General features: G+C 64.3%; 23 protein-coding genes and 1 tRNA gene. 7 read left to right on the top strand and 17 right to left on the bottom strand.

The genetic code is table 11. The annotated features are described in order from the left end of the window. Window positions 1–30: 30 nt before the first annotated feature. The 6 genes from FOC40_RS06300 to FOC40_RS06325 are packed head-to-tail and all read right to left on the bottom strand — an operon-like array spanning window position 31 to window position 6,760. Complete coding sequence (locus FOC40_RS06300; protein ID WP_039929794.1) at window positions 31–1,071, bottom strand: FKBP-type peptidyl-prolyl cis-trans isomerase; 1,041 nt, start codon at window positions 1,069–1,071, stop codon at window positions 31–33. After that, window positions 1,068–2,453: a Pup--protein ligase gene (gene pafA, locus FOC40_RS06305; protein ID WP_039929795.1), complete on the bottom strand. Its 1,386-nt coding sequence runs from the start codon at window positions 2,451–2,453 to the stop codon at window positions 1,068–1,070. The genes FOC40_RS06300 and pafA overlap by 4 nt, the downstream gene beginning before the upstream one ends. 1 nt (window position 2,454) lies before the next feature. Then, window positions 2,455–2,631, bottom strand: coding sequence for a ubiquitin-like protein Pup (locus FOC40_RS06310; protein ID WP_003792371.1), 177 nt, complete (start codon window positions 2,629–2,631; stop codon window positions 2,455–2,457). Window positions 2,632–2,656: 25 nt separating this feature from the next. Further along, window positions 2,657–4,177 (bottom strand): depupylase/deamidase Dop, encoded by a 1,521-nt coding sequence (dop, locus tag FOC40_RS06315; RefSeq protein ID WP_003796754.1) that lies wholly within the window; start codon window positions 4,175–4,177, stop codon window positions 2,657–2,659. Further along, window positions 4,174–5,718: a proteasome ATPase gene (gene arc, locus FOC40_RS06320; RefSeq protein ID WP_003796756.1), complete on the bottom strand. Its 1,545-nt coding sequence runs from the start codon at window positions 5,716–5,718 to the stop codon at window positions 4,174–4,176. The genes dop and arc overlap by 4 nt, the downstream gene beginning before the upstream one ends. Beyond that, window positions 5,711–6,760: a tRNA (adenine-N1)-methyltransferase gene (locus tag FOC40_RS06325; RefSeq protein ID WP_039929797.1), complete on the bottom strand. Its 1,050-nt coding sequence runs from the start codon at window positions 6,758–6,760 to the stop codon at window positions 5,711–5,713. The genes arc and FOC40_RS06325 overlap by 8 nt, the downstream gene beginning before the upstream one ends. A gap of 79 nt (window positions 6,761–6,839) precedes the next feature. On the opposite strand from FOC40_RS06325, the gene FOC40_RS06330 reads away from it, so the two are divergent. Together FOC40_RS06330 and FOC40_RS06335 are read left to right on the top strand one after the other, a co-directional pair. Continuing rightward, window positions 6,840–7,694 (top strand): RecB family exonuclease, encoded by an 855-nt coding sequence (locus FOC40_RS06330; protein ID WP_039929798.1) that lies wholly within the window; start codon window positions 6,840–6,842, stop codon window positions 7,692–7,694. Window positions 7,695–7,698: 4 nt separating this feature from the next. Next, complete coding sequence (locus FOC40_RS06335) at window positions 7,699–8,631, top strand: aldo/keto reductase (protein WP_003796763.1); 933 nt, start codon at window positions 7,699–7,701, stop codon at window positions 8,629–8,631. Window positions 8,632–8,736: 105 nt separating this feature from the next. On the opposite strand, the gene FOC40_RS06340 is transcribed toward FOC40_RS06335, so the two are convergent. The 6 genes from FOC40_RS06340 to FOC40_RS06365 all read right to left on the bottom strand — a co-directional run bounded on the left by FOC40_RS06340 (window position 8,737) and on the right by FOC40_RS06365 (window position 12,132). Beyond that, the gene (locus FOC40_RS06340) at window positions 8,737–9,024 is read right to left on the bottom strand and encodes a hypothetical protein (protein WP_039929799.1); all 288 of its coding nucleotides are present in this window, start codon (window positions 9,022–9,024) and stop codon (window positions 8,737–8,739) included. A 33-nt stretch (window positions 9,025–9,057) separates the two neighbouring features. Further along, window positions 9,058–10,155 (bottom strand): NAD(P)/FAD-dependent oxidoreductase, encoded by a 1,098-nt coding sequence (locus FOC40_RS06345; protein ID WP_003796768.1) that lies wholly within the window; start codon window positions 10,153–10,155, stop codon window positions 9,058–9,060. A gap of 71 nt (window positions 10,156–10,226) precedes the next feature. Then, entirely contained in the window at window positions 10,227–10,739 is a 513-nt protein-coding gene (locus FOC40_RS06350; protein WP_003792362.1) for a nucleoside triphosphate pyrophosphohydrolase family protein, read from the bottom strand. Continuing rightward, window positions 10,736–11,407: a DsbA family oxidoreductase gene (locus tag FOC40_RS06355; RefSeq protein WP_003796770.1), complete on the bottom strand. Its 672-nt coding sequence runs from the start codon at window positions 11,405–11,407 to the stop codon at window positions 10,736–10,738. The genes FOC40_RS06350 and FOC40_RS06355 overlap by 4 nt, the downstream gene beginning before the upstream one ends. Window positions 11,408–11,478: 71 nt before the next feature. Further along, window positions 11,479–11,565, bottom strand: a tRNA-Leu gene (locus FOC40_RS06360). Window positions 11,566–11,643: 78 nt separating this feature from the next. Next, the gene (locus FOC40_RS06365) at window positions 11,644–12,132 is read right to left on the bottom strand and encodes a MarR family winged helix-turn-helix transcriptional regulator (protein ID WP_196773340.1); all 489 of its coding nucleotides are present in this window, start codon (window positions 12,130–12,132) and stop codon (window positions 11,644–11,646) included. A gap of 88 nt (window positions 12,133–12,220) precedes the next feature. On the opposite strand from FOC40_RS06365, the gene FOC40_RS06370 reads away from it, so the two are divergent. Continuing rightward, window positions 12,221–12,898 (top strand): HAD family hydrolase, encoded by a 678-nt coding sequence (locus tag FOC40_RS06370; RefSeq protein WP_196773341.1) that lies wholly within the window; start codon window positions 12,221–12,223, stop codon window positions 12,896–12,898. On the opposite strand, the gene FOC40_RS06375 is transcribed toward FOC40_RS06370, so the two are convergent. Continuing rightward, window positions 12,895–16,179: an error-prone DNA polymerase gene (locus tag FOC40_RS06375; protein WP_003796775.1), complete on the bottom strand. Its 3,285-nt coding sequence runs from the start codon at window positions 16,177–16,179 to the stop codon at window positions 12,895–12,897. The two genes, FOC40_RS06370 and FOC40_RS06375, sit on opposite strands and share 4 nt — an antisense overlap. A 116-nt stretch (window positions 16,180–16,295) precedes the next feature. On the opposite strand from FOC40_RS06375, the gene FOC40_RS06380 reads away from it, so the two are divergent. Further along, entirely contained in the window at window positions 16,296–17,360 is a 1,065-nt protein-coding gene (locus FOC40_RS06380; RefSeq protein WP_081445543.1) for an alcohol dehydrogenase catalytic domain-containing protein, read from the top strand. Here the strand turns inward: FOC40_RS06380 and FOC40_RS06385 are convergent. Genes FOC40_RS06385 through FOC40_RS06395 form a run of 3 tightly spaced genes read right to left on the bottom strand, consistent with a single transcriptional unit; the run spans window position 17,357 to window position 22,573 of the window. After that, a complete protein-coding gene (locus tag FOC40_RS06385; RefSeq protein WP_003796778.1) occupies window positions 17,357–20,488 on the bottom strand; it encodes a DEAD/DEAH box helicase in 3,132 nt (1,043 codons plus the stop codon). The two genes, FOC40_RS06380 and FOC40_RS06385, sit on opposite strands and share 4 nt — an antisense overlap. Window positions 20,489–20,527: 39 nt before the next feature. Continuing rightward, entirely contained in the window at window positions 20,528–22,081 is a 1,554-nt protein-coding gene (locus FOC40_RS06390) for a DNA polymerase Y family protein (RefSeq protein ID WP_003796780.1), read from the bottom strand. A gap of 9 nt (window positions 22,082–22,090) precedes the next feature. Further along, window positions 22,091–22,573 carry a hypothetical protein gene (locus FOC40_RS06395; RefSeq protein ID WP_003792354.1) on the bottom strand — a complete coding sequence of 161 codons (483 nt, stop codon included), beginning with the start codon at window positions 22,571–22,573 and terminating at the stop codon, window positions 22,091–22,093. Window positions 22,574–22,702: 129 nt separating this feature from the next. Here FOC40_RS06395 and FOC40_RS06400 point away from each other — a divergent pair, with 129 nt between their 5' ends. Beyond that, window positions 22,703–23,230, top strand: coding sequence for a YbhB/YbcL family Raf kinase inhibitor-like protein (locus tag FOC40_RS06400; protein ID WP_003796782.1), 528 nt, complete (start codon window positions 22,703–22,705; stop codon window positions 23,228–23,230). 5 nt (window positions 23,231–23,235) lie between these two features. Beyond that, window positions 23,236–23,697, top strand: coding sequence for a tRNA (cytidine(34)-2'-O)-methyltransferase (locus FOC40_RS06405; RefSeq protein ID WP_003796784.1), 462 nt, complete (start codon window positions 23,236–23,238; stop codon window positions 23,695–23,697). A 90-nt stretch (window positions 23,698–23,787) separates the two neighbouring features. Here the strand turns inward: FOC40_RS06405 and FOC40_RS06410 are convergent, their stop codons facing one another. After that, window positions 23,788–24,336 carry a hypothetical protein gene (locus tag FOC40_RS06410; RefSeq protein ID WP_003796786.1) on the bottom strand — a complete coding sequence of 183 codons (549 nt, stop codon included), beginning with the start codon at window positions 24,334–24,336 and terminating at the stop codon, window positions 23,788–23,790. Between the two features lie 155 nt (window positions 24,337–24,491). On the opposite strand from FOC40_RS06410, the gene lpdA reads away from it, so the two are divergent. Beyond that, entirely contained in the window at window positions 24,492–25,865 is a 1,374-nt protein-coding gene (lpdA, locus tag FOC40_RS06415; protein WP_003796790.1) for a dihydrolipoyl dehydrogenase, read from the top strand. The last annotated feature ends 23 nt before the right edge of the window (window positions 25,866–25,888 follow it).

Here is a 25,888-nt window from a genome sequence, read left to right on the forward strand (position 1 = left end):
TGTGCGAAACGGCTCTCACGAGCTGAACGGTCACGACTGAGGTGCTTGGTCCCCATTCGTCGCAGTACCAGGTTCTGTACCGAGGATATCGATGACGACACACAGAGTGTCGTCACCGGCAGCCAGGTCCGGAGGGATTGTGATGGCCAGTCGTGACCCCACTTTCTGGTCTACGAGGGCCGTTGCGAGCCCCTTCATCGCCGTTCCCAAGTTGATGACCTCGGGGACGCCGGTCTCCCACGTGGACACGCGCACAGTACCGTCGGTCCAGCCGAGAACCGTGAACTGCGCGACGACCCGGTCGCCTTCGTGGACCTGTACCCCATCACCCTTGATAAGGGTCTGGGTCGTGACGCCGCCGGGCAGCGTGTCAATGTGGCTGATGATCGGCCCCTCCGGGCTCATCTCAACGCTCATCGGACCGACGCTCGCGTCGACCGAGGTACCGGTTGCGATCGAAGGCAGGATATCGACGACGTCGACTTCGATGGTATTTGGCGATCCGTCACCCATCGTGATGGAACGGAATGCGAGAACACGCGTGCCCTCGCGCTTGCCTGTGACCAGACGTGACAGGTCGTCATTGATCTGGCCGGAGCCGACGATGCCGAGGCTCATCTGGGGGCGGCCGGACTCGGAGAGCATGCGTCCGCTAGTTCCATCGAAAGCGGTGACAGAGACGAGGACGGGTGAGCCTTCAGTGATCTCACGACCGCTGCCTTCCTCGAGCACGCGTGCTTTGAAACCGTCAAGCTCGAGCGGGGCCTTGATCTCGATCGTCGGTGTCGCGCCGACGCGCCCGGACACGGTCACGCGGTCGAACAGAGCGAGGGTTGTCGACTGGGTAGCGGATTCGGGCGCGCTCGCTTCGTCTGCGGCGGGGCGGGGGTGGAACGCCCACCAGGCGAGTCCACCTCCCGCAGCGATGAGAACCACCGCGAGAACAACGCGCAGGAACATAGATGCGCGGGAGATGCCACGAGAGCGCTGTGCACGCGCAGCCGCGCGCTGCGAGGAACCGCGTGCACGGCTGACGGCGCGGGAATCAGGTGACGACGACTCGGGGCTCATGCGGGAATCGTAGGAGACTGAGAGTCGATCTGCGCGATGAGCGCGTCAACACGCGGGTCGGTTGTGGCTAACGGATCCTGCAAGGACAACGGAATCGTCGACGATTCATCGAGACGCACGTGCACCCAGTCGACGCTCAGGTCGGCGCGGGCATCTTCGGCGGCTGCGATGATGCGTCCGCGCAGGTGAGCGCGGGTCGTCGCAGGCGCGATCGTCTGCGCGCGATGGACACCCTCGACGGTCGTGAGGCGTCGCATGAGTCCCGCGCGTTCCATTCGCTCCCACAGGCCATCAGCGGTGATATCGGAGTAAGACAGCTCAAGCCGAGCCACGCGCGGATCAGTGATGCTCGCCCCACTGCGTGCGCAGTACGACGTGAGAAGCTTGTGCTTGATCGCGATGTCCAGCTCGGTGTCGATGTTGCTCCAGTCACCGCTGGCGATGGCATCGATGCCCCTGCCCCACAGGTCGACGACGTAGGCGCGCATAGGATCCAGCTCCGCGACTGGGATACGGGCAAGCACACGTTCATGGATCTCTCGTTGCAGCGCGACGGCGCTCGTCGTGCGTCCGTTGGCCAGCTCAAGGGGGGCCGAGCCGGACAGGTCGGAGTTGATCTCGCGGATTGCACGCATCGGATCAGCGAGCGACAGGTCTTCGATCTGCAGACCGTCCTCGATCGCATGGATGAGGAGCTCCGTCATACCGATCTTCAAGGCAGTCGTCGGCTCGGCGACGTTCGTGTCACCGACGATGACGTGCATGCGTCGATATGCGCCAGAATCAGCCAAGGCCTCGTCGCGCGTGTTAATGATCGGACGCGAGCGCGTGGTCGCCGAGGACACGGCATCCCACATCTGATCGGCACGCTGGGAGAACTGCAGACGCGGCGTCGCCGCAGCGGTGTTGATCCACCCGTTACCGACGAGAATCTGGCGCGTCACGAAGAATGCGACGAGAGCATCCGCGACCTGACGGTAATCGCGGCGCCGATGGAGAAGATAGTTTTCGTGGCAGCCGTAGGAGTTGCCCTGCGAGTCAAGGTTGTTTCGGAACAGGTGCAAGTGCAGGTCTGAGCCGAGCTCGGAGAGGGCCTCGTCTGCCTGAACTGCCAAATCCGCAAGCATGGAGGCACCGGCGCGATCCTGCTCGAGCAAATCCTCAAGACGATCGCACTCGGCAGTCGCGTACTCGGGATGAGCGCCCACGTCGAGGTAGAGACGCCCGCCGTTACGCAGAAATAGGTTCGAGGAGCGCCCCTGATGCAGGAGTGGCTCGAACAGCTGGCGAGCGGCGTGCTCGGCATCCATTGGGGCGCCCCCGCTCGGGGACGCGGCCGTGAGCCCGTACTCCGTTTCGATGCCGAAAACTCGACGCCTCACGTCACTGGCCGCCCTTCTGGACGAAGCCCTGGACGAACGCCTCAGCGTTGGTTTCAAGAACGGAGTCAATCTCGTCGAGGAGGGAGTCGATCGACGAGGTGCGCGCCTGAACCTGGCCGGCCGCCTCGAGAGCGTCATCTTCAGGGGTCGGGCCGCCTGCGAAAATCTGATTCGACATTATGGGTTCTGCTTTCTGTCGTTCTTTATCGAGTGGATGTATCGCGCGCGTCGGCGATCGGGAATCGGATGAGGTCACCCTCGCCCGGGTCGAGGACGAGCGAGGACCATGAGGCCTTCACGAGGTCGGGTCGATTGGCCACCGCCCATCCGCGCACGTGAGCGCGAGTGTTCGTGGGCGCCACATCCGCGGCGTACTCGACCTCCTCATCGGACACAAGGCGTGTGACCATGCCAGCCTTCGCGAGTCGATAGACGAGGCCGTGGCTGGGACGCAGGTCCGCCCACTGCAGGTCGATGGCAGCCAGTCGCGGATCGTTCCATTCGAGCCCGGCGCGTTCCTTCTGTCTCTTCACGAGCTGGTACTTGCCCACCCATTCGACCTCGGTGGCCACCGAGAAGAGATCGGCGCGCATGCGATCAAGCACCGACTGCCACAGCGTGAGGATCTCCTGGTCGGCTTGCGTGGGTGTCGTGCCCGTTTCTTCAAAAGTGTCGAGAACCAGATCCAAGTAGACCTGCTGGAGCTCTACCGCCGTGTAGGCGCCGCCCGCGGTCGTCACCTTGTAGTCGAGGTCGGGATGGTGCGACACGTTCCAGGTCTCCTGCACGGGATCGTCCATGACGATCGAATCCCAGCGCAGGTCGGTGCCCTGCTCGATTGCCCACAGGACGAGCGAGGTGGTGCCAAAACGCAGGAAGGCCGAGACGTCGAACATGTTGCCGTCGCCGCCGATGACGTGGAGTCGGCGGAACTGAGCCGGATTCGCATGCGGCTCGTCGCGTGTGTTGATGATTGGGCGGTTGAAAGTGGTCTCCAGTCCGACTTCGTTCTCCACAAAGTCGGCGCGCTGGGACATCTGGAAGCCCGGGACCTCGCTCTTTTGCCCGCGTCCCACGCGGCCGGCACCGCAGATGACCGGGCGGGTCACCATGAAGGGCATGAGTCCTCGCACGATCGCATCAAGGTCGGTGATGCGGGGCATCTGGTAGTTCTCGTGGGTACCGTAGGCAGCACCCTTGCCGTCGGTGTTGTTCTTAACGAGGACGATAGGTTCTTCGCCGAGTTCTTCCAGGCGTGCCATGACGCGCTGGGCGATCACCTCGCCGGCGCGGTCCCACAGGAGCGCATCGCGCGCACCGATCGTTTCGGGCGCGGAGTACTCGGGGTGCGCGTGATCGACGTACAGGCGTGCGCCATTCGTAAGGACGGCGGTCGTCGCCGCCGGGAGGGCGAGTTCTTCGGGGGTCGGCCGCGCGACGCGCTCCGAACCACCGGACGGTGCGAGGTGGTACGGATCGTCAGTGAGCAAAGACGGGTCTGCCGCAGCACGGGACATGCGCATGCCGCGCAGGTCGTTGAGCGGGTCCTCCCCCGTGTAGTCCCAGCGGACGACGCCCGCGCCCTGGGCCGGAGTGCCCTCGCGGCTGATCTCGCCGTACGTGGTCACGACCGTCGTCGACAGAGCAATCGGGTTTGCCCACGCGTCGCCGGGACGGTAAACGCCGTACTCGGTCTCGGTTCCAATAATGCGTTCGCTGCTCATTTCACCGTTCCAATCGGCTTCACGCTGACGATTTCAGGGGCCAGCCCGCTGGTACGAGCCCAGTCTTCCGGCGAGGAGGTGGCAGCGAGTTCGAGCGACTCGTTCATCTCCTCGTGCACCCCGCGCAGCAGATGATCCATGCTCAGGCCGGAAGAGGCGCCCATCAGCGCGTCCTTAATCGCGTACTTCTTTGCGCGTTCGACGATGCCGGCAATGAGAGCGCCAGACACGAGGTCGGACAGGTAGATTCGCTTGTGGTCGCCATTCACCAGGGTTGCGAGGAAGAGCGCCGTCGTCTCATTGCGCGCGTAGAGCGCGTCGACGCCGCGTTCGCTCATGCCCGCCACAGCCTCGTTGATGCCGCCGAAACGCTCAATTTCCGAAGCATGGATCGGCACCTGAGGCGTCAGATACTTCGAGAAGATATCGAGGGCACCCGCGCGGTCCGGACGATCCACGCGGATGCGCACGTCGAGGCGCCCCGGGCGCAACACCGCCGGGTCGATCATGTCGGCGCGGTTGGAAGCGCCGATGATCACGACGTTGTCGAGGGATTCGACGCCGTCCATCTCGGCGAGGAGCTGCGGAACGATCATCGTTTCGACGTCTGAGGACACGCCCGTGCCACGCGTGCGGAACAGGGCCTCCATCTCATCGAAGAAGATGACGACTGGGGTGTCGCCGGCTGCGAGGGTCCGTGCGCGAGCGAAAATGGCGCGAATCTGGCGCTCGGTTTCGCCGACGAACTTGTTCAGCAGTTCGGGGCCCTTGATCGACAGGAAGAAGGTCGACGCACCCCCACGCTTCGACAGCGAGTTGGCAACGGCCTTCGCGATCAGAGTCTTGCCCGACCCGGGAGGCCCATACAAGAGGATGCCCTTGGGCGGGCGCAGGCCAAACTGGCGGTACAGCTCAGGATGGTTAAACGGCATCTCGATCGAGTCACGCACCTGCGCAATCTGATCGTCGAGACCACCGATGTCCTCGTATGTGACGTCGGGAACCTCGGGGGTGAGCAGCTGCTCGACATCCTCACGCACGATGCGCTCGAAGGCGATGCCCGAGCGGGCGTCCACGACGAGAGAATCGCCGGGACGCAGGTTTCCGTGGCGTAGAGGGCCGGCCAGCTCAAGGAGATTCTCCGCTCCACCTTCCGTCGCCACAAGCACGCGGTCGGGGCCAACGAGCTCGAGAACGGAGACGACCTGCCCGCTGCGCGGGAAGTCATCCGCGGCCACGGCGATCATCGTGTCGTCGAGGCGCACCCACTGCCCGTACGAGAGGTTAGTGACATCAAGCTTCGGAGTGACGGCAACGCGCATGCGCTTGCCGCCCGTCACGACCTCGATCTGGCGTGAAGCGGGAAACGCTCGCACGAACGTTGCGAGAGTCTGGGGAGGACGCGACACGTCGGCCAGCTCCCCCTGTAGGCGAATCAGCTCCGTGCGGGCGGTCGTCAGCGCGGTGGTGAGGCGGCCGTTCTTTTCTTCCAGCGAAATCAGGCGTCGTTCAAGTGCCTGGCGTTCTTCGACCTCACTCATCAGTCGCTGCCTCACGTCCCTCCGACGCCCACGTGTCGGCCTGCGCGACGACGTCACGGCGGACCTTGCGCACCTTCTTCTCAGAGTTCACGCGCTGACCGACCTTCTCCAGCGACCAGTCCGGCTCGTCGTCCCACGCGCCGCCCTGGCCTTCGGCAGCCTTCGCCGGACGAGTCGAACGCTCCTGCGGCGTGACGCCAGGCGCGAGGAGGCGGGTGACCACGAGGAAACCGGTGTGGGCCACCATGCGGTGCTCGGGGCGCACGGCCAGGCCGTCGAGGTGCCACTCGCGGCGTATGTCCTCCCAGGCGATCGGATCGGTGAAACGCTCGGAGGCGCGCAGATCCTCGACGAGACGTGACATCTGCGTGACGGTCGCGACGTAGCACACGAGCACGCCGCCCGGAATCAGCGCATGGGTGATGGCCTCGATGTTCTCCCAGGGAGCAAGCATGTCGAGTACGATCCGGTCGATGCTGCCCTCTTCGGCCGACCACAGCACCTCGTCGACGTCACCGACGCGCAGGTCCCATGCGGGGTGGCGGCGGCCGAACCACAGGTCAACGTTGGCGGCCGCGATGTCAGCGAAGTCCTGGCGCCGCTCCACGGAAATAAGGCGACCCTGCGGGCCGACCGCATCGAGGAGAGCCATCGACAGCGCGCCGGAGCCGGCGCCGGCCTCGACGACAGTCGCGCCGGGGAAAATATCCCCCATGTGGGTGATGACCCCTGCGTCCTTGGGATAGACGACGGCGGCGCCGCGGGGCATCGACATCACATAGTCGACCTGCAGGGGCCGCAGGATCTGGAACTGGCGGCCTTCCTCGGTGACAATCACCTGGCCGTCGTGACGGCCAATGACGTCGTTATGGTTGAATCCGCCGCGGTTGGATTGGAAACGACCACCGCTCACGAGAATCACCTGGTGGAAACGTCCCTTGGGGTCGCGAACCTGAACGCGGTCGCCCTCAGAAAGGACGCCTCGGCGGGTGGGCTGGCCAAAATCATTGGCCGACATTGAAGTATTACGCTGAATAGTCATTACGTAAAGGATAGCGCTTGCCACCAGCTGCGCCCATGGCAGGACACAGATGAGGGCGGGAGGGGTTAGCGTGGTATTCATGACAGACCTGATCACCCCTTCGACGGCCGAGCGCACGTGGGAGCCCGCACTCTCGGCTTCACGAGCGAAGGAATACGAGCGCTGCCCCCTGCAGTACCGTCTTCACGTCCTGGACGGATACCGTGAACCGGAAACGCGCGCGAAGGCTCTGGGAACAATCGTGCACGCAGTGCTTGAGAAGCTTTTCGCTCTGCCAGCGCAGCAGCGTACACCTGAGGCCGCGCGCGGCCAGGTGTGGCCGCAATACGAGGCTCTGGCGTCAAAAAACCCGGAGGTTCCCGCGTTGTTTAGCGACGATGCGGACCGTGACGCGTGGCTCGACGAGGCGCGCGCGGTCGTCGACGGGTACTTTGCGATCGAGCAGCCCCAGTGGATTGCGCCAGCAGCGCTTGAGCAGCGTGTGACGACAACGACCTCGGGCGGCGTACGACTCCTCGGTTTCATCGACCGTGTGGACCGTGCCCCCGACGGACGGCTTCGGGTCGTCGACTACAAGACCGGGAAGGCGCCCGGCCCGCGCTACGTCGACGAGGCCCTGTACCAGCTGCGTTTCTACGCGCTGCTCCTCGCGCGCACGCAGGTGCTTCCTTCTCGCATGCAGCTCGTCTATCTGAAGGCCGGACAGGTCATCACCTTTGATCCCGAAGCGGGCGACATCGCGAGTTTTGAGCGTCACATTGACCAGCTCTGGGACTCGATTGCACGCGACATTGAGAACGACTCTTTTGCGCCTCGCAAGAATCCCCTGTGCAACTGGTGCGGGGTGCGGTCACTCTGCCCGGTGTTCGGCGGAACCACTCCCCCGCTGCCCGAGCAACATGCACGGTGGCTGTCTCGGACTCGGCTAGGCTAGATGCATGGACTTGAAGCAATGCGGCCGCACCGGGCTCTACCTGTCGGCCATTGGTATCGGCACGCTCACCTGGGGGCGCGACACTGACGGCCCCGAAGCACTCGATATGCTGCGCCGTTTCGTCGACGCGGGCGGCAATCTGGTCGAATGTTCTGCGTCCCATGGTGACGGCATGGCGGTAGACATCCTGTCCGAAGCCATCTCAGCTGTTGGTCGGCACCGCGTGGCAGTCGCCTGGCGCGGAGGCGTGCGCCGGGCCTCCGAAGGTGCGTGGGTGAGCGCTGCGGGGCGCGGCGATCTGCTGCGCAGTCTCGATGATGCCCTCGCACGGTTGGACACCGACTACGTGGACGTGTGGATGGTGGAGCCTCGCCCGGAGGTCCCACTGGAGGAGACTCTTGAAGCTGCGACCGCAGCGTATCGCTCTGGCCGTGCGCGCTACGTGGGGCTGTCGCGGGCGACGCAGTGGCAGCTTGCCGAGGCGGTGACACACGGCGTGCTCGGAGCGAGCGCTCCGATCTCGGTGGTCGAGTTCCCCTTCTCCCTCGCAGATACCTCGCGGGCGGCGAGGGTCGCTGAGCTGAGTGAACACGGGGTCGGCGTCATCGCCGCGTCCGCATTGGCAGGCGGTGCTCTGACGGGCAAGTACCGCCACTCGACGCCCGCAGACTCGCGCGCCGCTTCGCCGCATCTTTGCCATCTGGTGGAGGGCCACTTGACGGGCTCGGCGCGCGGCGTCATTGAGGCTGCCACGCGCGCGGGCGCGGGACTCGAACGCTCGACGGGCGACGTGGCGCTTGCATGGGTGCGCGATTATCCGGGTGTCACCAGTGCCCTCGTCGGTCCGCGCACGCTGCGCCAGCTGGAGACGCTGCTCGACTACACGGAGCCGTTGCCTGCCCCCATTCGGCAGGTTCTCTCCGAGGTGGCTCAGTAGTAAGGCGCGCTTCACGTGATTGACGTCGCGTGATCACGTAAAGATGGGTGGGGCCCGAACCGCTTGGTTCGGGCCCCACCCATGTTGAACAAGCTGATGATCGAATCAGTCATCGACCTCGATAAAGTCGTCGTCATCCTCGTCGCCGTCGTCTTCATCGGAGTCGTCGAAATCATCGTCGTCATCCTCGGAGTCATCGAGAATGTCGAACGGCAATTCCACGCCCAGCTGAGTGAAAAGAATGTCGTCGTAGGTGAAGAACGCGTCACGCAGCGCAAGCTCAGCTGCTTCGAGCGCGGCGTCGTCGGCCTCGTCTCCATCGCGTGCGATGTCGAAGTGGTTTTCGAAAGCGTTGAGCAGGCGCGTCAGCGCGCGGCGGGCATCTCCAGTCATGACGATCATTCTACCGTGAGACGGCGCACTTTATCAGGGGAGGTTGAGCTGCGAACGAATAACGGACACCATCAGATCGGTTCCCTTGATCTCGGCGGTCTGCTCCGCGCCCAGAATACGGGTCTGCCCGTCCGCATCAAGGAGCTGCGACGCACCCATGTTCGGGCCGAGGGGCAGAATCACCCACTCCTTCGTCGGCTGGTAGATGGCGTCGGGCTTCTCCCCTTCAATCTGGGCGGTGATGTTCGCGATGACGACGCGGGCCTGCTGGCGCGCGGCGTCGGCACGCTTCGATTCACGCACATCGGTGAGGTCACCGACGGCGTAGACGTTCGGGTGATCTGCGACCTCCATGGTGCTATCGACACGGATGGTGCCGTTCGGGTTCATGACGGACTCGTAGTCGCTGCCGATCAGGAAGCCGGTGTTGGCGCGGGCACCGTAGCACTGGAACCACAGATCGGCCTCGATGACCTCACCGTTCTTGGTTTCAACCATGAAGTGACTGAGGTCGCCAACGTTCTGCGGGGGCAGGTAAGCGAGCTCAGAGCCGGTGACGACGCGCACGCCGAGGGTGCTCAGCTGCTCGCTGATCTCGTTGCGCAGCGCATCGGTGTAGCCGGGCGTGCCCAGGATCTGATCGGAGGCCTCAACGATCGTGATGTCCAGGCCGGGGAAGGCATTGGCGAGTTCGCCGGTCAGCTCGATGCCGACGGTGCCGCCGCCGACGATCATCACCGAGCGGGCCCGTCCGAGGTTCTCGTGCAGCTGCTCAAGGCGTGCCTTCGCCACGGACGAGCGGTAAGAGGAGTACTTCGCGGGGAAAGGATAGGTCGATCCGGTCGCGAAGACGACGTAGTCGGCCTCGATCGGGTCGTGGCCAAAGACATGAACGGTCGTGCCGTCAACACGCGATACTGTGCCACGGAGGACCTCGCCGCGGTGCAACAGGTTCGTGTAGGGCATGAAGATCGCGTGTTCCCACACGGTGTCGACTGCGGCACGCAGCGCGGCTGCGTGATGGACGAACTGGTCCTTCTGCTCGATGAGGACTACGTCCGCGATGGGGTCCAGCCCCTTTGCGACCGTGACGCCTCCGTAACCTCCGCCAATGACTGCGACGCGTGCCATGTCTTTCCTCCTTGTGAGTGGACCGCGTCTATTGTGTCACCTGGCGGGCACGAATGCGCGTGCTAGGGACCTTAGTCCGCGTCGTTGGCGCTCTCCCCGGTCTCCAGGCCGAGGCCGCGCGCAACATTCGGCGGGAAGAAGTTGGGGCCCTTGAGGACCTTTCCATCCTCGCGCAGCTTGACGGAGCCGTCCGGCATGAGCTTGGAGAGGTTCGAAGCCTGGACCTCGGCGAGCACAGAATCGAGATCCATTCCGGACTCGATCGCCATACCGTAGATGACGTAGATGAGGTCGGCGAGGGCGTCCGCAGCCTCAATAACATCGCGCTCGCCATCGTCTGCCGCGACCGCCTCGGCGGTAGCCGTCTCAATGATCGCGCGCGCGCGCTTGCCGTACACCGCTCCCATGAGTTCAGCGAATTCTTCGGCGATGAGGCTCATGCGCATGCCGAGGCGCTCATAGGACAACGTCGGATCGTCGAAGGAACGAATCGGCATCGAGTAGGTGCGGTGGAACTCCTGGACGAGTTCCATCGGGCTGGGAGCGCTCTGAGTGTTCGAGGTGGGGGTGTTCTTCTCGCTCATGCGTGATCCTTTCGAGACTGTTCCCAGGCCGTAGCCAGGATGTTCGTAAATGCGGTGATCGTTTGATGTCCATCGACGAGGTACTGCGCGTCAAAGACGTACGTGGGGACGGTGGTGACACCCATGTGCATCGCCATCTGGAAGTCCGAATACACGCGGGATGCCCATTCCTCGTCGCCCACAGCGAGAGCAGCAAGTTCCGGCGGCATTCCAATGTCCTGGGCGCACCCGATGAGAACCTCGGGGTGGGAGATGTCCAGCCCCATTTCGAAGTGGGCGCGCATGATGGCCTCGGCAACCTTCAGTTGCAGCGAGGAGGGACCTGCCACCGTATCGGCATCAATATCCGCATCGTGGGCGGCCGCGATGACGCGGTGTGCGCGCGATGTCGGAGCGATGATGAGGTTATCGAAGTCGAAGCAGATCCCCTCGCGCGCGCCGAGCGCCTGCATCCGCTCGTCAGATTCGCGCACTTCTTCGAGCGTCGCGGCACCGGATCCTACGAGAGCCACGACGCGGGGCTTGTCCACGGGGGCGTCGAGTTCCGGGTCAAGAAGGAAAGCGTGCAGGTAGACCTCGACCTCGTCACGATGCTCGAATTCCTCGAGAGCTGCGCGCAGGTGTCGCAGCCCGAGATAGCTCCACGGGTCACAGGTGTCGAGCCACATGTCGATACGCACGGCGCCTCCTCACGATTGATATGGAAAACCCCGGAGCCTTTCGGCCCCGGGGCATTTCGTGCGCGGAGGGGGACTTGAACCCCCACCCTCGTAAAATGAGGACTAGCACCTCAAGCTAGCGCGTCTGCCTATTCCGCCACCCGCGCAGGTGAGCGATGCGAACCGTTGCGATCCGCAAGCGAGTAGAAGCTTAACACGATGTGGGCGAGAGGCGCCAATCGAAACTAGGAGTCTTTTTCGCCGCCGCGCAGGCGCGAGTCAAGAGTGGCGAAAACCTTGGCAATTGAGTCGATATCGGCATCCGTCATGCCATCCAGGAGGTACTCGCTGACCGTCTGCTGATGCAGCTCTGTGGCAGCAAGCACAGTTTCGATCCCCTGGGTCGTCAGGCACGCGTCGTAGCCGCGGCGATCGACCGCGGAGGGAACGCGTTCCACCCACCCGTCGCGTGACAGATTCGAAACGAGGTAGGTGACGCGCGACGGCGAATAAACGACGCGGTCGGCCAGCTCGCCCATACGCAGACGATGGCCAGGCGCCTCCCAGAGGGCCAGAAGAATATTGTAGTCGGGCATGGAAACCCCGTAGGTGCGCTTGAGGCGCGTCTCGAGAATGCCCTGCAGGCGCCCGGACGCCTCGAAGAAGACTCGCCATGCGGCAGCGCGCGCACTATTGGCCTGAACGATCGGCGTCAGTTGTGCTCGTGATTCCATGTCTCCCTCCTCGTGGTCGTGTCGGATGCTTCTCTCGGGATAATAGGGCATAGTGACTAAGAAAGCACCAACAACGCGGGGGAGCCACGTGTCTTTATCCATTTCTGTTGTCCTTTTTGACGTCGACGGAACGATTGTTGATTCCGCTCCGGCCGTCATGAGTGCATTTCGTGGCGCACTGTCAGACTACGATTGTCCGATCCCCGACGATCGGCGGCTTCGCACCTATGTCGGCCCGCCGCTGTGGTACTCCTTCGGCGACCTGGGGTACGAGGGTGAGCTCCTAGCCAACCTCGTGAGTGGCTACCGTTCGCGATATCAAGCTCACTTTCTTGATCCCGAGCCCTTCCCCGGGGTCATTGAGCTGCTTCACGAACTCCACAACGCTGGCGTTCCGTTGGCGACCGCGACGTCGAAGCAGGCCCCGATGGCTCTCGCTCAGATGGAGCATCTCGGCCTGTCCAGCGTTTTTGATGTGATTGCCGGGGCTACCCCCGACCCGGCCTCGAGCAAAGCAACAGTCATTCACGAGGCTCTGACACGTTTGGAGGATCGCGGCGCCGATATCTCCCGCCCCGTTATCGTCGGCGACTCGATCTGGGACGTGCGCGGCGCTAAGGAGGCTGGCATTCCGGTGATCGGCGTTGGGTGGGGCTACGCAACGGACGATGGCCTGGCCGATGCGGATGCCGTGTGCGACACGGTCGATGACCTGCGCACATACCTCCTGGATGGCGTGGCGCAGCACGCGCGAAGCGCTGGTTAGCGAAAGTCTCGGGATCGCACATCGATGGGCAGGTCGACGGGGACGATCTGGAAGGCTTGCACGTTAATCGCGCCATCACCCCATTCGAGTGTCCCGCGAACGAGGAGTGCGTTCGACTCCAGGCACACGCGTCGAAACTTTTTCCACGCGCCCACTGACACCGAGACGTTGACGAAACCCGTCTCGTCTTCAAGGGAGAGGAACGTGATCCCCCCGCCCGTGTGCGGGCGCTGTCGATGGGTGACGACTCCGGCGATGTCGATGATGCGTCCGGCCAGGTGCTGGCCCAGCTCGCCAGCCCGGAGGACGCTAGCGGGCAGCGATCCGCGGACGTAGCTGAAAGGGTGGCGCCCCGGGGTCAGCCCCGTCGAAGCGACATCCGAGCGCATGCGCTCCGCCTCCGATAACGAAGGCAGCTCGGGAACGCGCGCCCCCACCTCCGTGCCCGGAAGGAATGGCTGCCATTGACCGGCCCGAGCCTGTGGCTGCGCGAGTGCCCCCGCAGCCCATGCGCCCTCGCGCCGCCCGACCCCCAGGCACTCGAGAGCGCCGGCCATCGCGAGCTTTTCCATGGCAGAGGCGCTCACGTGGGCTCGCCGCGCGAGGTCCGCCTGACTCGTAAATGCTCCCTGACGCCTGGCTTCGACGATGCGCTCGGCGACCGCGCCCAGGCCTCGTACCTGAGAGAGCCCGATACGCACCGCAAGCTCGCGATCGACATCGAGGGCAACGGTGCCGCGCGAGGGCAAAGCCTCCGGGCGCCCCGGGTTGTAGGACTCCCCCGCCTCATCGTCGCCCACGCGCTGCACGCTCGCGTCGACGAGTGAATCGTTGACTGACGGACCCACCACGCGCACCCCGTGCCTGCGGGCGTCCTGCACGAGGGTCGCGGGCGAATAGAAGCCCATCGGCTGGGAGGCCAGGATCGCGGCATAAAAGTGCTCGGGGGCGTGCACCTTCAGCCAGGACGACGCGTACACGATGTGTGCGAAGGAAAACGAATGAGACTCCGGGAACCCGAAGTCCGCAAAGCCCTTGAGCTGTTCGAAGATACGCTCGCGCGTGGGCGCGTCGATACCCCGTTCCTCCATGCCCGCCATAAGGTCCCCCTTGAGAGCTTCCATGCGCTCCGGGCTGCGCTTGGCCCCCATCGCGCGGCGCAGCTGATCGGCGCGTGCCCCAGATAATCCCGCTGCATCCGTCGCGATGCGCATGAGCTGCTCCTGAAAGAGGGGAACCCCGAGCGTCTGGCGCAGGGCAGGCTCAAGGAGTGGGTGCAGATAGGTGACCTCCTCGCGTCCCGAACGGCGGCGCAAATAGGGGTTGACTGAGCGCCCCTGGATCGGCCCCGGTCGGATCAGAGCGACCTCCACGACAATGTCGTAGAAGCAGCGCGGCTTGAGCCGGGGAAGCGTATTCATCTGCGCACGTGACTCCACCTGGAAGACGCCCACCGTGTCGGCCGCGCACAGCAAGTCATAGACCCTCGGATCCTCCTCCGGCAGGGTATGCAGGCCCAGGGGTTGGCCCTCGCGCCCTTCCACTACTCGAGGTGCCCAGCCACGCAGCTGATTCGAGGCCTCCCCCGCACGCGCGCCACCCGCCCGGAGCTCGTCGAAGGCGACGCGCAACGCGGTCAACATGCCGAGCGATAGCAGGTCGAACTTCACGAGGCCGGCATCCGCACAGTCCTCCTTATCCCATTGGAGAACCGTACGTCCCGGCATCGCGGCCCACCCAACCGGGCAGATGCGCGACACCGGCTGATCGGTGAGCACCATGCCGCCTGAGTGGATCCCCATGTGCCGGGGAAGACGCGCGAGCGCCTGGGCCGCATCACCAACGAGGGGTGGCACTTCTCCCCTGCCCTGGGACCAGGCTGTGGCCGTACCGGCCGGGTATCCGAGGGCGCGTGCGACATCGCGGATCGCTGAGCGCGGGCGGTACGTGATGACGTTCGCGACCTGGGCCGCGCGATCCCTCCCAAACGTGTCGTAGACGTACTGGATGACCTCTTCTCGACGACACGCCTCGATATCGACATCGATATCCGGTGGCCCCGAGCGCGCATCGGATAAAAATCGCTCGAACAGCAGGTTGTGGCGCACCGCGTCGACCGCTGTGATTCCCAGGCAATAGCACACCGCTGAGTTGGCGGCGCTGCCCCGCCCCTGGCACAGGATTCCGTTGCGGGCGCAAAAGTCGACGATGTCTTTGACGATGAGGAAGTAGCCTGCAAAGCCGAGGCGCTCGATGACCCCCAGTTCGTGCTCGATCGTCTCCCATGCCCGGGGGTGGTGCGCGCGTGATCCGTAGCGCACGCTCGCGCCCTCGTAGGTGCAGTGCGCGAGCCAGCTGTCCGGGGTGTGCCCGTCGGGGACCTGGGTGCGCGGCAAGCGCGGGGCGACGAGGCGCAGGTCGAAAGCGCACGCGGCTGCGACCTCGCATGCGTTGTCGAGTGCCTGCGGGTGTGCTCCATGCAGTCGTGCCATCTCCGCGGGTGAACGCAGGAAAGAGCGGTGCGCGCCCAGGTGAGCCTCCGCCTCGTTCAAGGAAGATCCCAAGCGGGTCGCCGTCAAAATGTCGCCGAGCGCCTGCTTCGAGGGTGAGGACATGCGCGCTCCGCTCGTCGCCACCAGGCGAGTTCCGCTCGCGCGCGCAAGCTCCGCGAGTACGTCTCCGACCTCGTCTTCATCCCCACGCGCAGCCTGCCACTCGACGAGGACCTGGTCGCACCCAAAAGCGTCTACAAGTCCGTCCAGGACTCGGCGTGCGGGCGCCGTGCCCCCGGCTCGTAGCGCGCGCATGAGCGGGCCCCGCCTACCGCCAGTGAGGACGACGAGCTCCCCTCCGGCCTCACTCAGATTGACGAGGTCGTGGCGTGGATTGCGCTGCCCGGGTTCAGACAGTGCTCGAGCGCTCATCGCTCCCACGAGATGCGCGTAGCCGGTGGGGCTGGCCGCCACAATGGGGAGGCGCATCCCCGGGTCTTCAGCTCCGGGAGCAAGTCCCCATCCCGGCGCAGATGAACCCGGAACAATGCCCCTCAGAGCATCCGGCGCGAGCGTGAGCTCAGCGCCGTACACGATCGGCAGGCCGGCCGTGCGGGCAGCCATGGTCGTCTGAACCGTCGAGTACATGCCGTCGACGTCGAGAATCGCGAGGGCATCGAGCCCGAGGCGCGCAGCTTCCTCCACCATACGCGCGGGCTCGTCGGTCCCGTCCAGAAACGTGAAGGCGCTGTGCGCATGCAGTTCTGCGTAGCGTCGTTCCGTGGTCATGCAGCCATTATATAGAACATATGTTCGATACTGTTGTTGGGGGGAGCTGCGTTGGCGCGTACAGATGGGGTGAAAGGCGCCCCTCCCACGAGGAGCACAAGCCCTATGCTGGGAGCATGGAATCCATGCTCGCAGCGTCGCTTCGCTCCCCCGGCGCCCTGGTACTCGACGAACGCCCCATCCCAACACTCGGCCCACGCGACGTTCTCCTCTCCGTCGAAGCAACAACCCTGTGCGGCACGGACTTGCGCATCGCAACAGGACAAAAGACGAACGGCGTCACCCCGGGCGTAGTCCTCGGGCACGAAATCGCCGCACGCGTGTGGCGTGTTGGAAGCGACCTCACCGCAGGGGTCGACGTTCCGGCTCCGGGTACGCAGGTCGGACTCGCTCCCGAGATTGCCTGCGGACACTGCGCCCCCTGTACGAGTGGGCGCTCTAACGTGTGCGCGAACATGCGCCTATTCGGAACGGGGGTGGATGGAGCCCTCGCAGACTTCATAATCGTCCCCGAAGAAGCGCTCGCGTGCATTACCCCCGTCGCTCGCGAGATCGCCCCGCCTCACCTCGCGCTCGCCGAGCCGCTCTCGTGCTGCCTGCGCGCAACAACACGCCTACCCATCGAATCCAACTCCCGTGTGCTCGTTCTGGGAACTGGCCCGATCGGCCTCATCCACTGCGCACTCGCGGTTTCTGCCGGCGCGCGCGTCATGGCCTGCGGCCGACAGGCGCGCCTCGAACCCGCGCGAGCGATGGGAGCCGAGTTGACGACCGGCGCTCAAGGCGAGGATCTTGTGCGTGAGGTCATGACGTGGACTGACGGTGTCGGAGCAGACGTCGTCATCATCGCAGTCGGAGCCCCAGCCCTCGTCTCCGTTGCCGCTCAGTGCGCGCGCATCGGCGGCCACATTTCTTTCTTCGCAGGCTTCCCCGCGGGAGCGATGACTCAGATCGACCCGAACCTCGTGCACTACCGGGAGCTGACCATCAGCGGCAGCGCGAACGCGACCCTTGACGACTACACGGCGGCCGTCGAAGCGCTCTCAAGCGGACGCATTAACCTGTCGCCACTCATCACACACGAGTATGAGCTGTCCGACGTCAGCGACGCCCTCAACGCCGTGCGCACACGCGCCGGCCTGAAGGTCGCCGTGCGCCCGAAAGGCTTCGCCGCCCTTTAGTCGAGGAGCCCGCGCAGGTCCGCCTCGCTCAGGCGAGCGCCCATTCCAGTCCCGTTCATCACCGAAGAAATGAGCTGGCGCTTGCGATCCTGAAGCTCCACAACCTTCGCCTCGATCGTATCAGTCGCAACCATTCGATAGACGTTGACTTTCTTCATCTGACCGATGCGGTGCGCGCGATCAATCGCCTGCTCCTCCGCGGCAGGATTCCACCAGGGATCCATGACGTAGACGTAGTCCGCCTCGGTGAGGGTCAATCCGGAACCGCCAGCCTTCAGCGAGATGAGGAAGACTTGAGCATCGCCCGAGCGGAACTTCTCGATGACCTCAGCCCGACCACGCGTCGACCCATCGAGCTGCACGGCGGATATTCCACGGCGCTCAAGCATGTGCCGGATACGCTCCAGGAACGAGGTGAACTGGCTAAACACCAAGGCCTGATGTCCGAGTGGCACAATCTCATCCAGGCGATCCGCCAGGTACTCGATTTTTGCCGACCCCACGTGCGCATACGACTCCTCGACGAGAGCCGGATCGAGCGCTAGCTGACGCAGCCTCGTAATCGCCGCAAGCACACTCATGCGGTTCGCATCCACATCTCGCAGCAGGTCGAGAATCCGGGCGCGCTCGCGGGCCAGATACTGATCGTAGATACGGCGGTGTTCCTTGCCCAAATCGACGCGCACAATGTCGACGATCTTATCGGGCAGATCCGGAGCGACCTCCTCCTTCGTGCGCCGCAGAACAAAGGGCGCGACATAGGCCGTCAGGCGCCCGAGCATCGCCGGATCCGCGCCATTTTCGATGGGCCTGCGCACCTGCTGCTGGAATGTCTCCCACGGGGGCAGGAGGCCGGGGCACGTCAAGGAAAGCAACGACCACAGGTCTCCCAGCGAGTTTTCGATGGGGGTACCCGACACAGCCAACTTCCAGGGCGACTCAAGATCGCGAAGCGCTCGGTAGGTTGCGGTACGAGGGTTTTTCACCGCTTGCGCTTCATCGATGACAACTCCGCCGAGGCGCACCTGGTTCCACTGCTCCGCCTCCAGGCGGGCGAGCGTGTAGGAGGTGACGACGATATCCATATCGGCAACCTCCTCCTGAATCGTCGTCCCACGGCGCGTGGCCGTTTCCGTCACCGCGCGCACACGCAGGTGCGGTGTGAAGGTGCGCGCCTGGTCTATCCACACGCCAACGACGGAGGTCGGCGCCACGACGAGAACTGGCGAGGGATCGCCGGCGGGTGCATGCGCTCGCAGCGCTGCCACAGCCGACAGGATCTGAACGGTTTTACCCAGGCCCATGTCATCCGCCAAAATTCCACCGATTCCACCGGACAAGCGAGCCGTTAGCCAAGCGTGGCCGTGCCGTTGGTACGGCCGCAGAACCGAGCTGAGCGATGGTACCGGCGGCACACCTTCATCCGCGGAGCCGTCGCGCAGCGGAGCGACCCGCATCCTCCACGCGTCACTGAGGCTCACGTGGTCGGATGCACTCGCGAATAGATCGACGACGCCGACCTGCATCGGCGTGAGCCTGAACCCCTCGCCGTCCCATCCCGCCAGGGTGCGCGCCTCTTCCAGCAACGTCGCCAAGGAGCGAATACGTTCGCCGTCAAGGCGTACCCACGTTCCCTCGACCTCGACGTAATCCTGTCCGTTGGCGATCGCTTCGAGCGCTTCGCGCACGCTGATCGTGACGCGGCCGAGGCGCAGGCGCACGTTGAGGTCAAACCAGTCACGCGTGGCTGGATCAACGCTCACATCGACATCGAATCCGTCTTCTCGCACGTCGATGGCACGCACGTCCTCCGCAACGTCCCACACGAGGCCATCGATGCCCTCAGCATCAACAACCGCTTCCAAGAAGGCGGGAACACGCCACGGAGACAGCCTCCCCGTCGTCGGAGGCGCGGTCCACAGGGCGGAGTCGAACCCACGTCCCCACAACTCGACGCGACCCAGGATCTCGGCCACGTCCTCGTCCTCCACGCAGTGGGCCACAGGAGTGCGCGAGCGTGACTCACCCTGACGATACTCGGCCCACCAACGCACAACGACAGATTCCCCGTCGCGTCGCACCGTGCCCACGAGCGACACGTCCGGGCGAGCCTGAGGGTCAAAACTGCCATCGGAGGAAGCCATCGAAAAACGCTTGAGGAGGGCGGGTAGCCACGTGCCACGAAACTGCGCGACATCTGCGGCAGGAATATGCAAGCCTCGATCGAGAGGAAAGCCGTCAAGCATTCCCACACCCTCAATCCGCGCGATTCCGCGCCCTCCATCCAGCAGCAGCACACTCGCGTCGCGGTCGATGCGCGGCCTCGTGACCACCTCGTCTCCGTTGCGCGCGACGACTCTGACGTCAAGGCCGTCGTCACCGGAGCGCACATCAATGTCCGCGTCCCAGGTCGCGTGCGAGAGCACCACCCTCTCATCGGCGTCAGGCGAGGCGTAGAGCTCAACCCCGGCCCGCAGCAGACGCGCCAGCCACGCGTAGGCATGCTCGCCCAGCGAACTAAGCGTCACCTCCGTGCGCGAGTGCCACGAACGCGATTCACGCGACAGGCGGTACCCCTCGCGCATGAGAGAGACATGCGTGGGATCCAGCCCATCCGTCACTGACGCCCACTGCGTCGCCGTCAAATCGAGCCACGAAGCCCTCTTCGTCGTCCACCCGGATGAGGAGCTTCGGCGCAGCGGGATCAGAGACGGCTCGACCCCGGGATCATGCGCATCAACGACGAGGGCCAACGGCTCGCCCAGGCGGTCGCGGTCAGAACCCAGCATTTGCTCGAGGACACGGCTCCATTCAGGCACCGAGCGCTGCTTGTCGCGGGCATCCTCGCGCCCAACAATGAGCGTCGCTACCGTATGGGGACAGTCACTGCGCAGCGGGCACGCACACGCGAGGGAGGGACGCACAGCGTCCTGTGCGACGCGCACCCGATAGGTCAGCCCGGCTTCCTTCACGCGTGCTTCAGCCTGCTCCCCATCGTCGCTCCAGGAGAATTCACGCACCGCGCCACTGCGCGCTAAACGCAGGCCATTCGCCCACGCCGCCGGGCCAACGAGGGCCATCATGTCATCATCCGACAGCGAGGCCAGCGTGTGCGACAGAGATACCATCCTTTCAGTCTACGGCACCCACCCATCCCCAGCACCGGCTCACTGGGACAGTCCCTCGATCGCCCACTCCCCCTCCTTCCAGACAAGGAGAACGTCCCGTCCGTCCTCAAGCAGAGCCCTCATGTAGGCGCGCGGTCTCTCCTGCGCCCACCACCGACCTCCCACCGGCCAAGGCCCTTCCACTCGCGCGATAGCCGTACGGCGCCCCCTCCCCGACACTGATTGCGAGACATCACGCTCGCTCACGAGGTAGGCGGGTGCAGCACTCAAGGCCCCTCGGTAGTCCACACGCACATCGTCGTAGGCCCCAGATGCGCCAACAATCCTCACACGCACAGGCTCGTCAAAAAGCGTCGCCGGAGGATGAGCGATGCGCCCCTCCCACGCCCCCTCATGCGGGCGAAGGAGAGGCTTGCTCCCCCATCTGGTCATCACAACACGGCTGCGCGGATCGTATCCGCCCTGCACCCGCGGAATCAGGAGAGAATCCGGCCCCGCCATCCCCTGAATACGCACCACGCTGCGCGAGACATCGCGCTCGCGATCTGACCGCCCCCACAGTGCTGACGCACTGCGTCCCACCCGCGGATCACATGCGGTCACGCGTATACAGGTCACTGCGCCACTGGGCCCTTCGATACCCGAAGTCCACCCCGCGAGCGTCCACCGGACGCGCAGAGCAACATCGTCCGATACGCACACGTCACATCCACTCCACGTGCGAGTGCGCTGACCGCCCCCGGCATCCTCCACATCGATGCGCAGGGTCTGCGAGACGAGCCCGCCCCGCCCCAGCCTCTGAGAGAGATCTCGTGCGATGCGTTGAATGGGTACGATCATCGTATTGATGGAATCTCCACCCACATCAATGACGCACTCCATCGTGATGTCTGGTTGAATGCGCCCGGCCGGGGTGAGGGCACTGTCGCCTCCGGAAGCGAGATTCCAGAGTTGTTCACCGACGTCGCCGAAGCGCTCGCACACACGACCTCGCCCCAGTGCCAGAAAATCCGCGCACGTGTGAACGCCCAGGCCTGTCAATAGCTCGATGGCGTCAGCTGCTCTATCAGTCATCGCGACAGGAACGGCCCATAGGGCACGATGTAACGGGATACGCCCCAGGAATAATTGGTTTTCTCCGGCAGGAACAATGCGTCCCTCGCGCGCCGCCTCCAGGGATGCGACCGGGCCATCGGCGATGCCAACAAAACATTCAACGCCGACGGCCTCCTCGATCGCCGACACCAGAGCCAAGGCCGCGGCCTCCTCACTCCCATGCCAACGAGCGGGACCACGCGCCCGACACCTGGCCACCCCGGGGCGCACGCACTCCACCCCGGCCGCCACTGAATCGAAAGCATCGACAACGGCGCTAAACGCTCGCGCCTCGCGATCAGGGTCGCGAGGCAAGCAGATGAGATCGGGGCACACATACGTCGCCTCTCGTACGCTCATGCCGCTCCTCACTCCGGCGCTCCGAGCAGCGCCGCTGGCAACCTCGATGCGTTCGCTATGTACGACAGCCCCAGTGCCACCCGGCGGCAGATCGACCACGAGGCAGTGAACGGGCCAATCGGGCACCCACACCACCATGTCACGCACCTAGACCACCAGCCGCATTCGTCGGCGCGGCGCTTCACGAGAAAGCCCCGGCCAGGGGCGCAGTGTCACGATGGTGCGTCCCATCGATCGGGCCCTCGCTGCCAAGGTCCGCTGCTGTGCGCCGGACAGTTCAGGAATATCGAGGCAGACAACATCGCAGGCTTCTATCAGAAGGGAACACAGGTCCCCCACCTGGTGATCTTTCCCCGCGTTTAATACCAGTACACGGTCGAGGTCCATCCCCTGCTGCGAGGCCCATTCCCAGCCTATATTCCTCACTCCGCACACGCCTATCCACCCCTCGGAGGGACATGTATCGATCAGCAATCGGATGAGTTCAGCCCTGCCCGTCGGCCCCAGAAGGACAGGAGAAATCCCCGCCTGCGCATGCTCGATATCATCACGCGCTCGCAGGCCAACAGCCTGTTCGGCACGGTTCAACACGTCGCGCGCCGCCAGTAGTCGCGCGTGCGCATCAGTCATAACTCCCCCTCCCAGCAATAGAACATGTGTTCGATGCTGGAAGTGTAGAACCCCGCTCACACATCTGCGTCCCGAACGCCGATCGCGCGCGAATAGGTCACAATGGAAACACCGAGAAAAGGAGCATGCATGAACATCGACCAGCGCCCCCTTGCCCCCAGCCCCTACGAGGGCCTGGAAGCCCCCACGTTTACGCTGTCATCGAGCGTTCTCACCGACGGCGCGCCCATGCCCGAGTCGGCGACCGCCGAGGCCGGATCCCTTTCCCCGGATCTCACGTGGCACGGTTTCCCCGAGGACACGGCGAGCTTCATGCTGACCTGCTTTGACCCGGATGCCCCGACCCCCTCGGGCTGGTGGCACTGGGCAATTCTTGACATCCCGTCGTCCATGACCCACCTGGAGGCGGGTGCCGGAGCATCCGACCTCATGCTGGACGGTCCGGCTTTCCATCTGCGCGGCGATGCGGGCGAGGCCTCCTACTTCGGAGCCGCTCCCCCCACCGGCGATCGCCCCCACCGCTACGTATTCACGGTGCACGCCCTCGATACGGATTCGCTGGGGCTCGACGACGACGCGACCCCAGCTATGGCCTCGTTCGCGGCGCTCGAGCACACGATCGCACGCGCCTCCCTGACCGTGACCCACCAGGCCTAAGGATTATGCTGCACATTATTTTTTGGGAGCCGGAAATCCCCGGCAATACGGGTGCCGCTATTCGCCTGTCCGCGTGCACCGGATCGATGCTGCACTTGGTCGAGCCGCTGGGCTTCGACATGGACGACGCGAAGCTCCGCCGCGCAGGCCTGGACTACCACGACCTCGCGCACGTTATGGTGCACGATTCCCTCGATGAGGCACTCGCCGAGGTTCCAGGGCGCGTCTGGGCGCTCACGGGCCACGCAACCACCATGTACTCCGACGTCTCCTATGCCGATGGAGATGGCCTCCTCTTTGGGCGCGAGTCGGTCGGCCTGTCTGAGGATGCGATGCATCATCCGCGCGTGGAGGATCGCGTGCGCATCCAGATGGTTGACGGGGTGCGTTCGCTCAACTTGGCCAACTCCGCATCGATCGTGCTGTACGAGGCCTGGCGACAGCTGGGTTTCCCAAACGGCGTCTAACCCCACGATGAAAAGATGACGAACGAGGCCCGGATCGGACCGCTCCGCCAGGCCTCGTTTACTGCGTTCATCGCTGGATCAAGCAGTGGGTCAGTGCGCCCTCCACGGGGAGGACGGACGTTCGACCTGCTCTGCGAGTGAGACGATCCTGCGCGGATTCGAGCGCCACATCCAGATCAATCCGATGATCGACACGATAAAGGGTAGGAAGTAGAAGTCAGCGCCGAGGCCAGTCCAGGCTGAGCGCGCGGAATTCAGCTCATCCAAGCCGAGCGATGCGACCCACAAAACAATCGGAATGGCGATCGACAGAGAGATCGTGACCCAACCAACCATGCGCATGCGTCGTCCGTTGTGGGTGAGCGCCGTGGCCGCGACGAGGTAGTCGATACCCGCGAGCAGCGCAACGATGCGCGGCCCCCAGGGTTGCCCCTGCGCATGAAAAAGATCGAGGATAGCCGTTACGAGAATCCAGGCCCCGAGAAGCCAAAACAGAGCAATGATGATGCGGCCAAGCCCAAGCGACGGTGGGCGCTGATCGCGCGCACCGACGGCCTCGTTCGTCGTCTCATGTCCGTGCACACGTCTGATCCTACCGACAGCATTGTCGCGACGCATCGCATTGGGGAAGAGCACCATGAGCAACTATGCCGTGTGGCCTGATGCACCGCGATGGAACACCGAGCTTCAAGACAGCGTTGCACAAACGTGGGACAATGGGCCTATAAGGACCGTGAGGCCCGCCATGAAAACAACCATCTGAGCGTCAGCTCATCAGCGAGGAGTTTTAAACCTTGAGCGAATCGACCTACGACATCGTCATTCTGGGTGCGGGTTCCGGCGGCTACGCGACCGCCCTGCGCGCTGCGCAGTTGGGCATGAAGGTCGCCCTCATTGACGGCGACAAGGTGGGCGGCACCTGTCTGCACCGCGGCTGCATCCCCACCAAGGCGTACCTGCACGCTGCAGAAACGGCCGAGGCCGTGCGTGAGTCGTCCAAGTTCGGCGTCTCCTCCACCTTCAACGGCATTGACATGGCTCAGGTGGGTAAGTACCGCGACTCTGTTATTTCCGGTCTGTACAAGGGCCTGCAGGGCCTGCTCAAGTCTCGCAACGTCGAGATGATCTCCGGCTGGGGCCGCCTCGCCGACGCGAACACTATCGAGGTGAACGGCCAGCGCATTACCGGCCGTAACATCGTTCTGGCGACCGGCTCCTACTCGCGTTCGATCCCCGGCCTCGAGATCGGCGGCCGCGTGATCTCCTCCGACCAGGCCCTTCAGATGGACTGGGTTCCCTCCTCCGCCGTGATTCTTGGCGGCGGCGTCATCGGTCTGGAGTTCGCCTCCGTGTGGCGCAGCTTCGGCGCCGAGATCACGATCATTGAAGCGCTGCCCCACCTCGCCAACAACGAGGATGAGGCCATCTCCAAGCAGCTCGAGCGCGCCTACCGCAAGCGCGGCATCAAGTTCCACACGAACACTCGCTTCGCCTCGGCCACGCAGAACGAGCAGGGCGTGCACGTCACGACCGAAGACGGCAAGGCTTTCGACGCCGACGTCCTTCTGGTCGCTGTCGGCCGTGGCCCCGTCACCGAGGGCCTGGGCTACGAGCAGGCCGGCATCACGCTGGATCGCGGCTTCGTCATCACCAACGACCGCCTGCACACCGGCGTCGGAAACATCTACGCGGTCGGCGATATCGTTCCCGGCCTTCAGCTGGCACACCGCGGCTTCATGCAGGGCATCTTCGTCGCCGAAGAGATCGCTGGCCTGAACCCGACCATGCAGGCTGATATCAACATCCCGCGTGTGACGTTCTGCGAGCCGGAGATTGCCTCCGTCGGCATGACCGAGAAGCAGGCACGTGAAAAGTTTGGAGACCAGGTACGCACCGTCGAGTACAACCTCGCCGGCAACGGAAAGTCGTCTATCCTGGCCACATCGGGCATCATCAAGCTGGTCTCGGTTGAGGGCGGTCCGATCGTGGGCTTCCACGGCATCGGCGCGCGCATCGGCGAGCAGATTGGTGAGGGCGAGCTCATGGTGAATTGGGAGGCATACCCCTCGGATGTCGCTTCCCTGATCCACGCGCACCCCAGCCAGAACGAGTCGCTTGGTGAAGCGGCTATGGCGCTGGCAGGCAAGCCGCTCCACGTCCACAACTGACCGAACATTTTTAATAGGAGAAC

Origin of the sequence: Schaalia odontolytica (genome assembly GCF_009730335.1) — a bacterium.
Lineage (GTDB): Bacteria > Actinomycetota > Actinomycetes > Actinomycetales > Actinomycetaceae > Pauljensenia > Pauljensenia dentiphila.

Coding starts and splice junctions, on each gene's coding strand:
- FOC40_RS06300 (WP_039929794.1), bottom strand. CDS start 1,071: ATGAGCCCCGAGTCGTCGTCACCTGATTCCCGCGCCGTCAGCCGTGCA.
- FOC40_RS06310 (WP_003792371.1), bottom strand. CDS start 2,631: ATGTCGAATCAGATTTTCGCAGGCGGCCCGACCCCTGAAGATGACGCT.
- dop (WP_003796754.1), bottom strand. CDS start 4,177: ATGAGCAGCGAACGCATTATTGGAACCGAGACCGAGTACGGCGTTTAC.
- arc (WP_003796756.1), bottom strand. CDS start 5,718: ATGAGTGAGGTCGAAGAACGCCAGGCACTTGAACGACGCCTGATTTCG.
- FOC40_RS06325 (WP_039929797.1), bottom strand. CDS start 6,760: ATGACTATTCAGCGTAATACTTCAATGTCGGCCAATGATTTTGGCCAG.
- FOC40_RS06330 (WP_039929798.1), top strand. CDS start 6,840: ATGACAGACCTGATCACCCCTTCGACGGCCGAGCGCACGTGGGAGCCC.
- FOC40_RS06335 (WP_003796763.1), top strand. CDS start 7,699: ATGGACTTGAAGCAATGCGGCCGCACCGGGCTCTACCTGTCGGCCATT.
- FOC40_RS06340 (WP_039929799.1), bottom strand. CDS start 9,024: ATGACTGGAGATGCCCGCCGCGCGCTGACGCGCCTGCTCAACGCTTTC.
- FOC40_RS06345 (WP_003796768.1), bottom strand. CDS start 10,155: ATGGCACGCGTCGCAGTCATTGGCGGAGGTTACGGAGGCGTCACGGTC.
- FOC40_RS06350 (WP_003792362.1), bottom strand. CDS start 10,739: ATGAGCGAGAAGAACACCCCCACCTCGAACACTCAGAGCGCTCCCAGC.
- FOC40_RS06355 (WP_003796770.1), bottom strand. CDS start 11,407: ATGTGGCTCGACACCTGTGACCCGTGGAGCTATCTCGGGCTGCGACAC.
- FOC40_RS06365 (WP_196773340.1), bottom strand. CDS start 12,132: ATGGAATCACGAGCACAACTGACGCCGATCGTTCAGGCCAATAGTGCG.
- FOC40_RS06375 (WP_003796775.1), bottom strand. CDS start 16,179: ATGACCACGGAACGACGCTACGCAGAACTGCATGCGCACAGCGCCTTC.
- FOC40_RS06380 (WP_081445543.1), top strand. CDS start 16,296: ATGGAATCCATGCTCGCAGCGTCGCTTCGCTCCCCCGGCGCCCTGGTA.
- FOC40_RS06385 (WP_003796778.1), bottom strand. CDS start 20,488: ATGGTATCTCTGTCGCACACGCTGGCCTCGCTGTCGGATGATGACATG.
- FOC40_RS06390 (WP_003796780.1), bottom strand. CDS start 22,081: ATGGTGGTGTGGGTGCCCGATTGGCCCGTTCACTGCCTCGTGGTCGAT.
- FOC40_RS06395 (WP_003792354.1), bottom strand. CDS start 22,573: ATGACTGATGCGCACGCGCGACTACTGGCGGCGCGCGACGTGTTGAAC.
- FOC40_RS06400 (WP_003796782.1), top strand. CDS start 22,703: ATGAACATCGACCAGCGCCCCCTTGCCCCCAGCCCCTACGAGGGCCTG.
- FOC40_RS06405 (WP_003796784.1), top strand. CDS start 23,236: ATGCTGCACATTATTTTTTGGGAGCCGGAAATCCCCGGCAATACGGGT.
- FOC40_RS06410 (WP_003796786.1), bottom strand. CDS start 24,336: ATGGTGCTCTTCCCCAATGCGATGCGTCGCGACAATGCTGTCGGTAGG.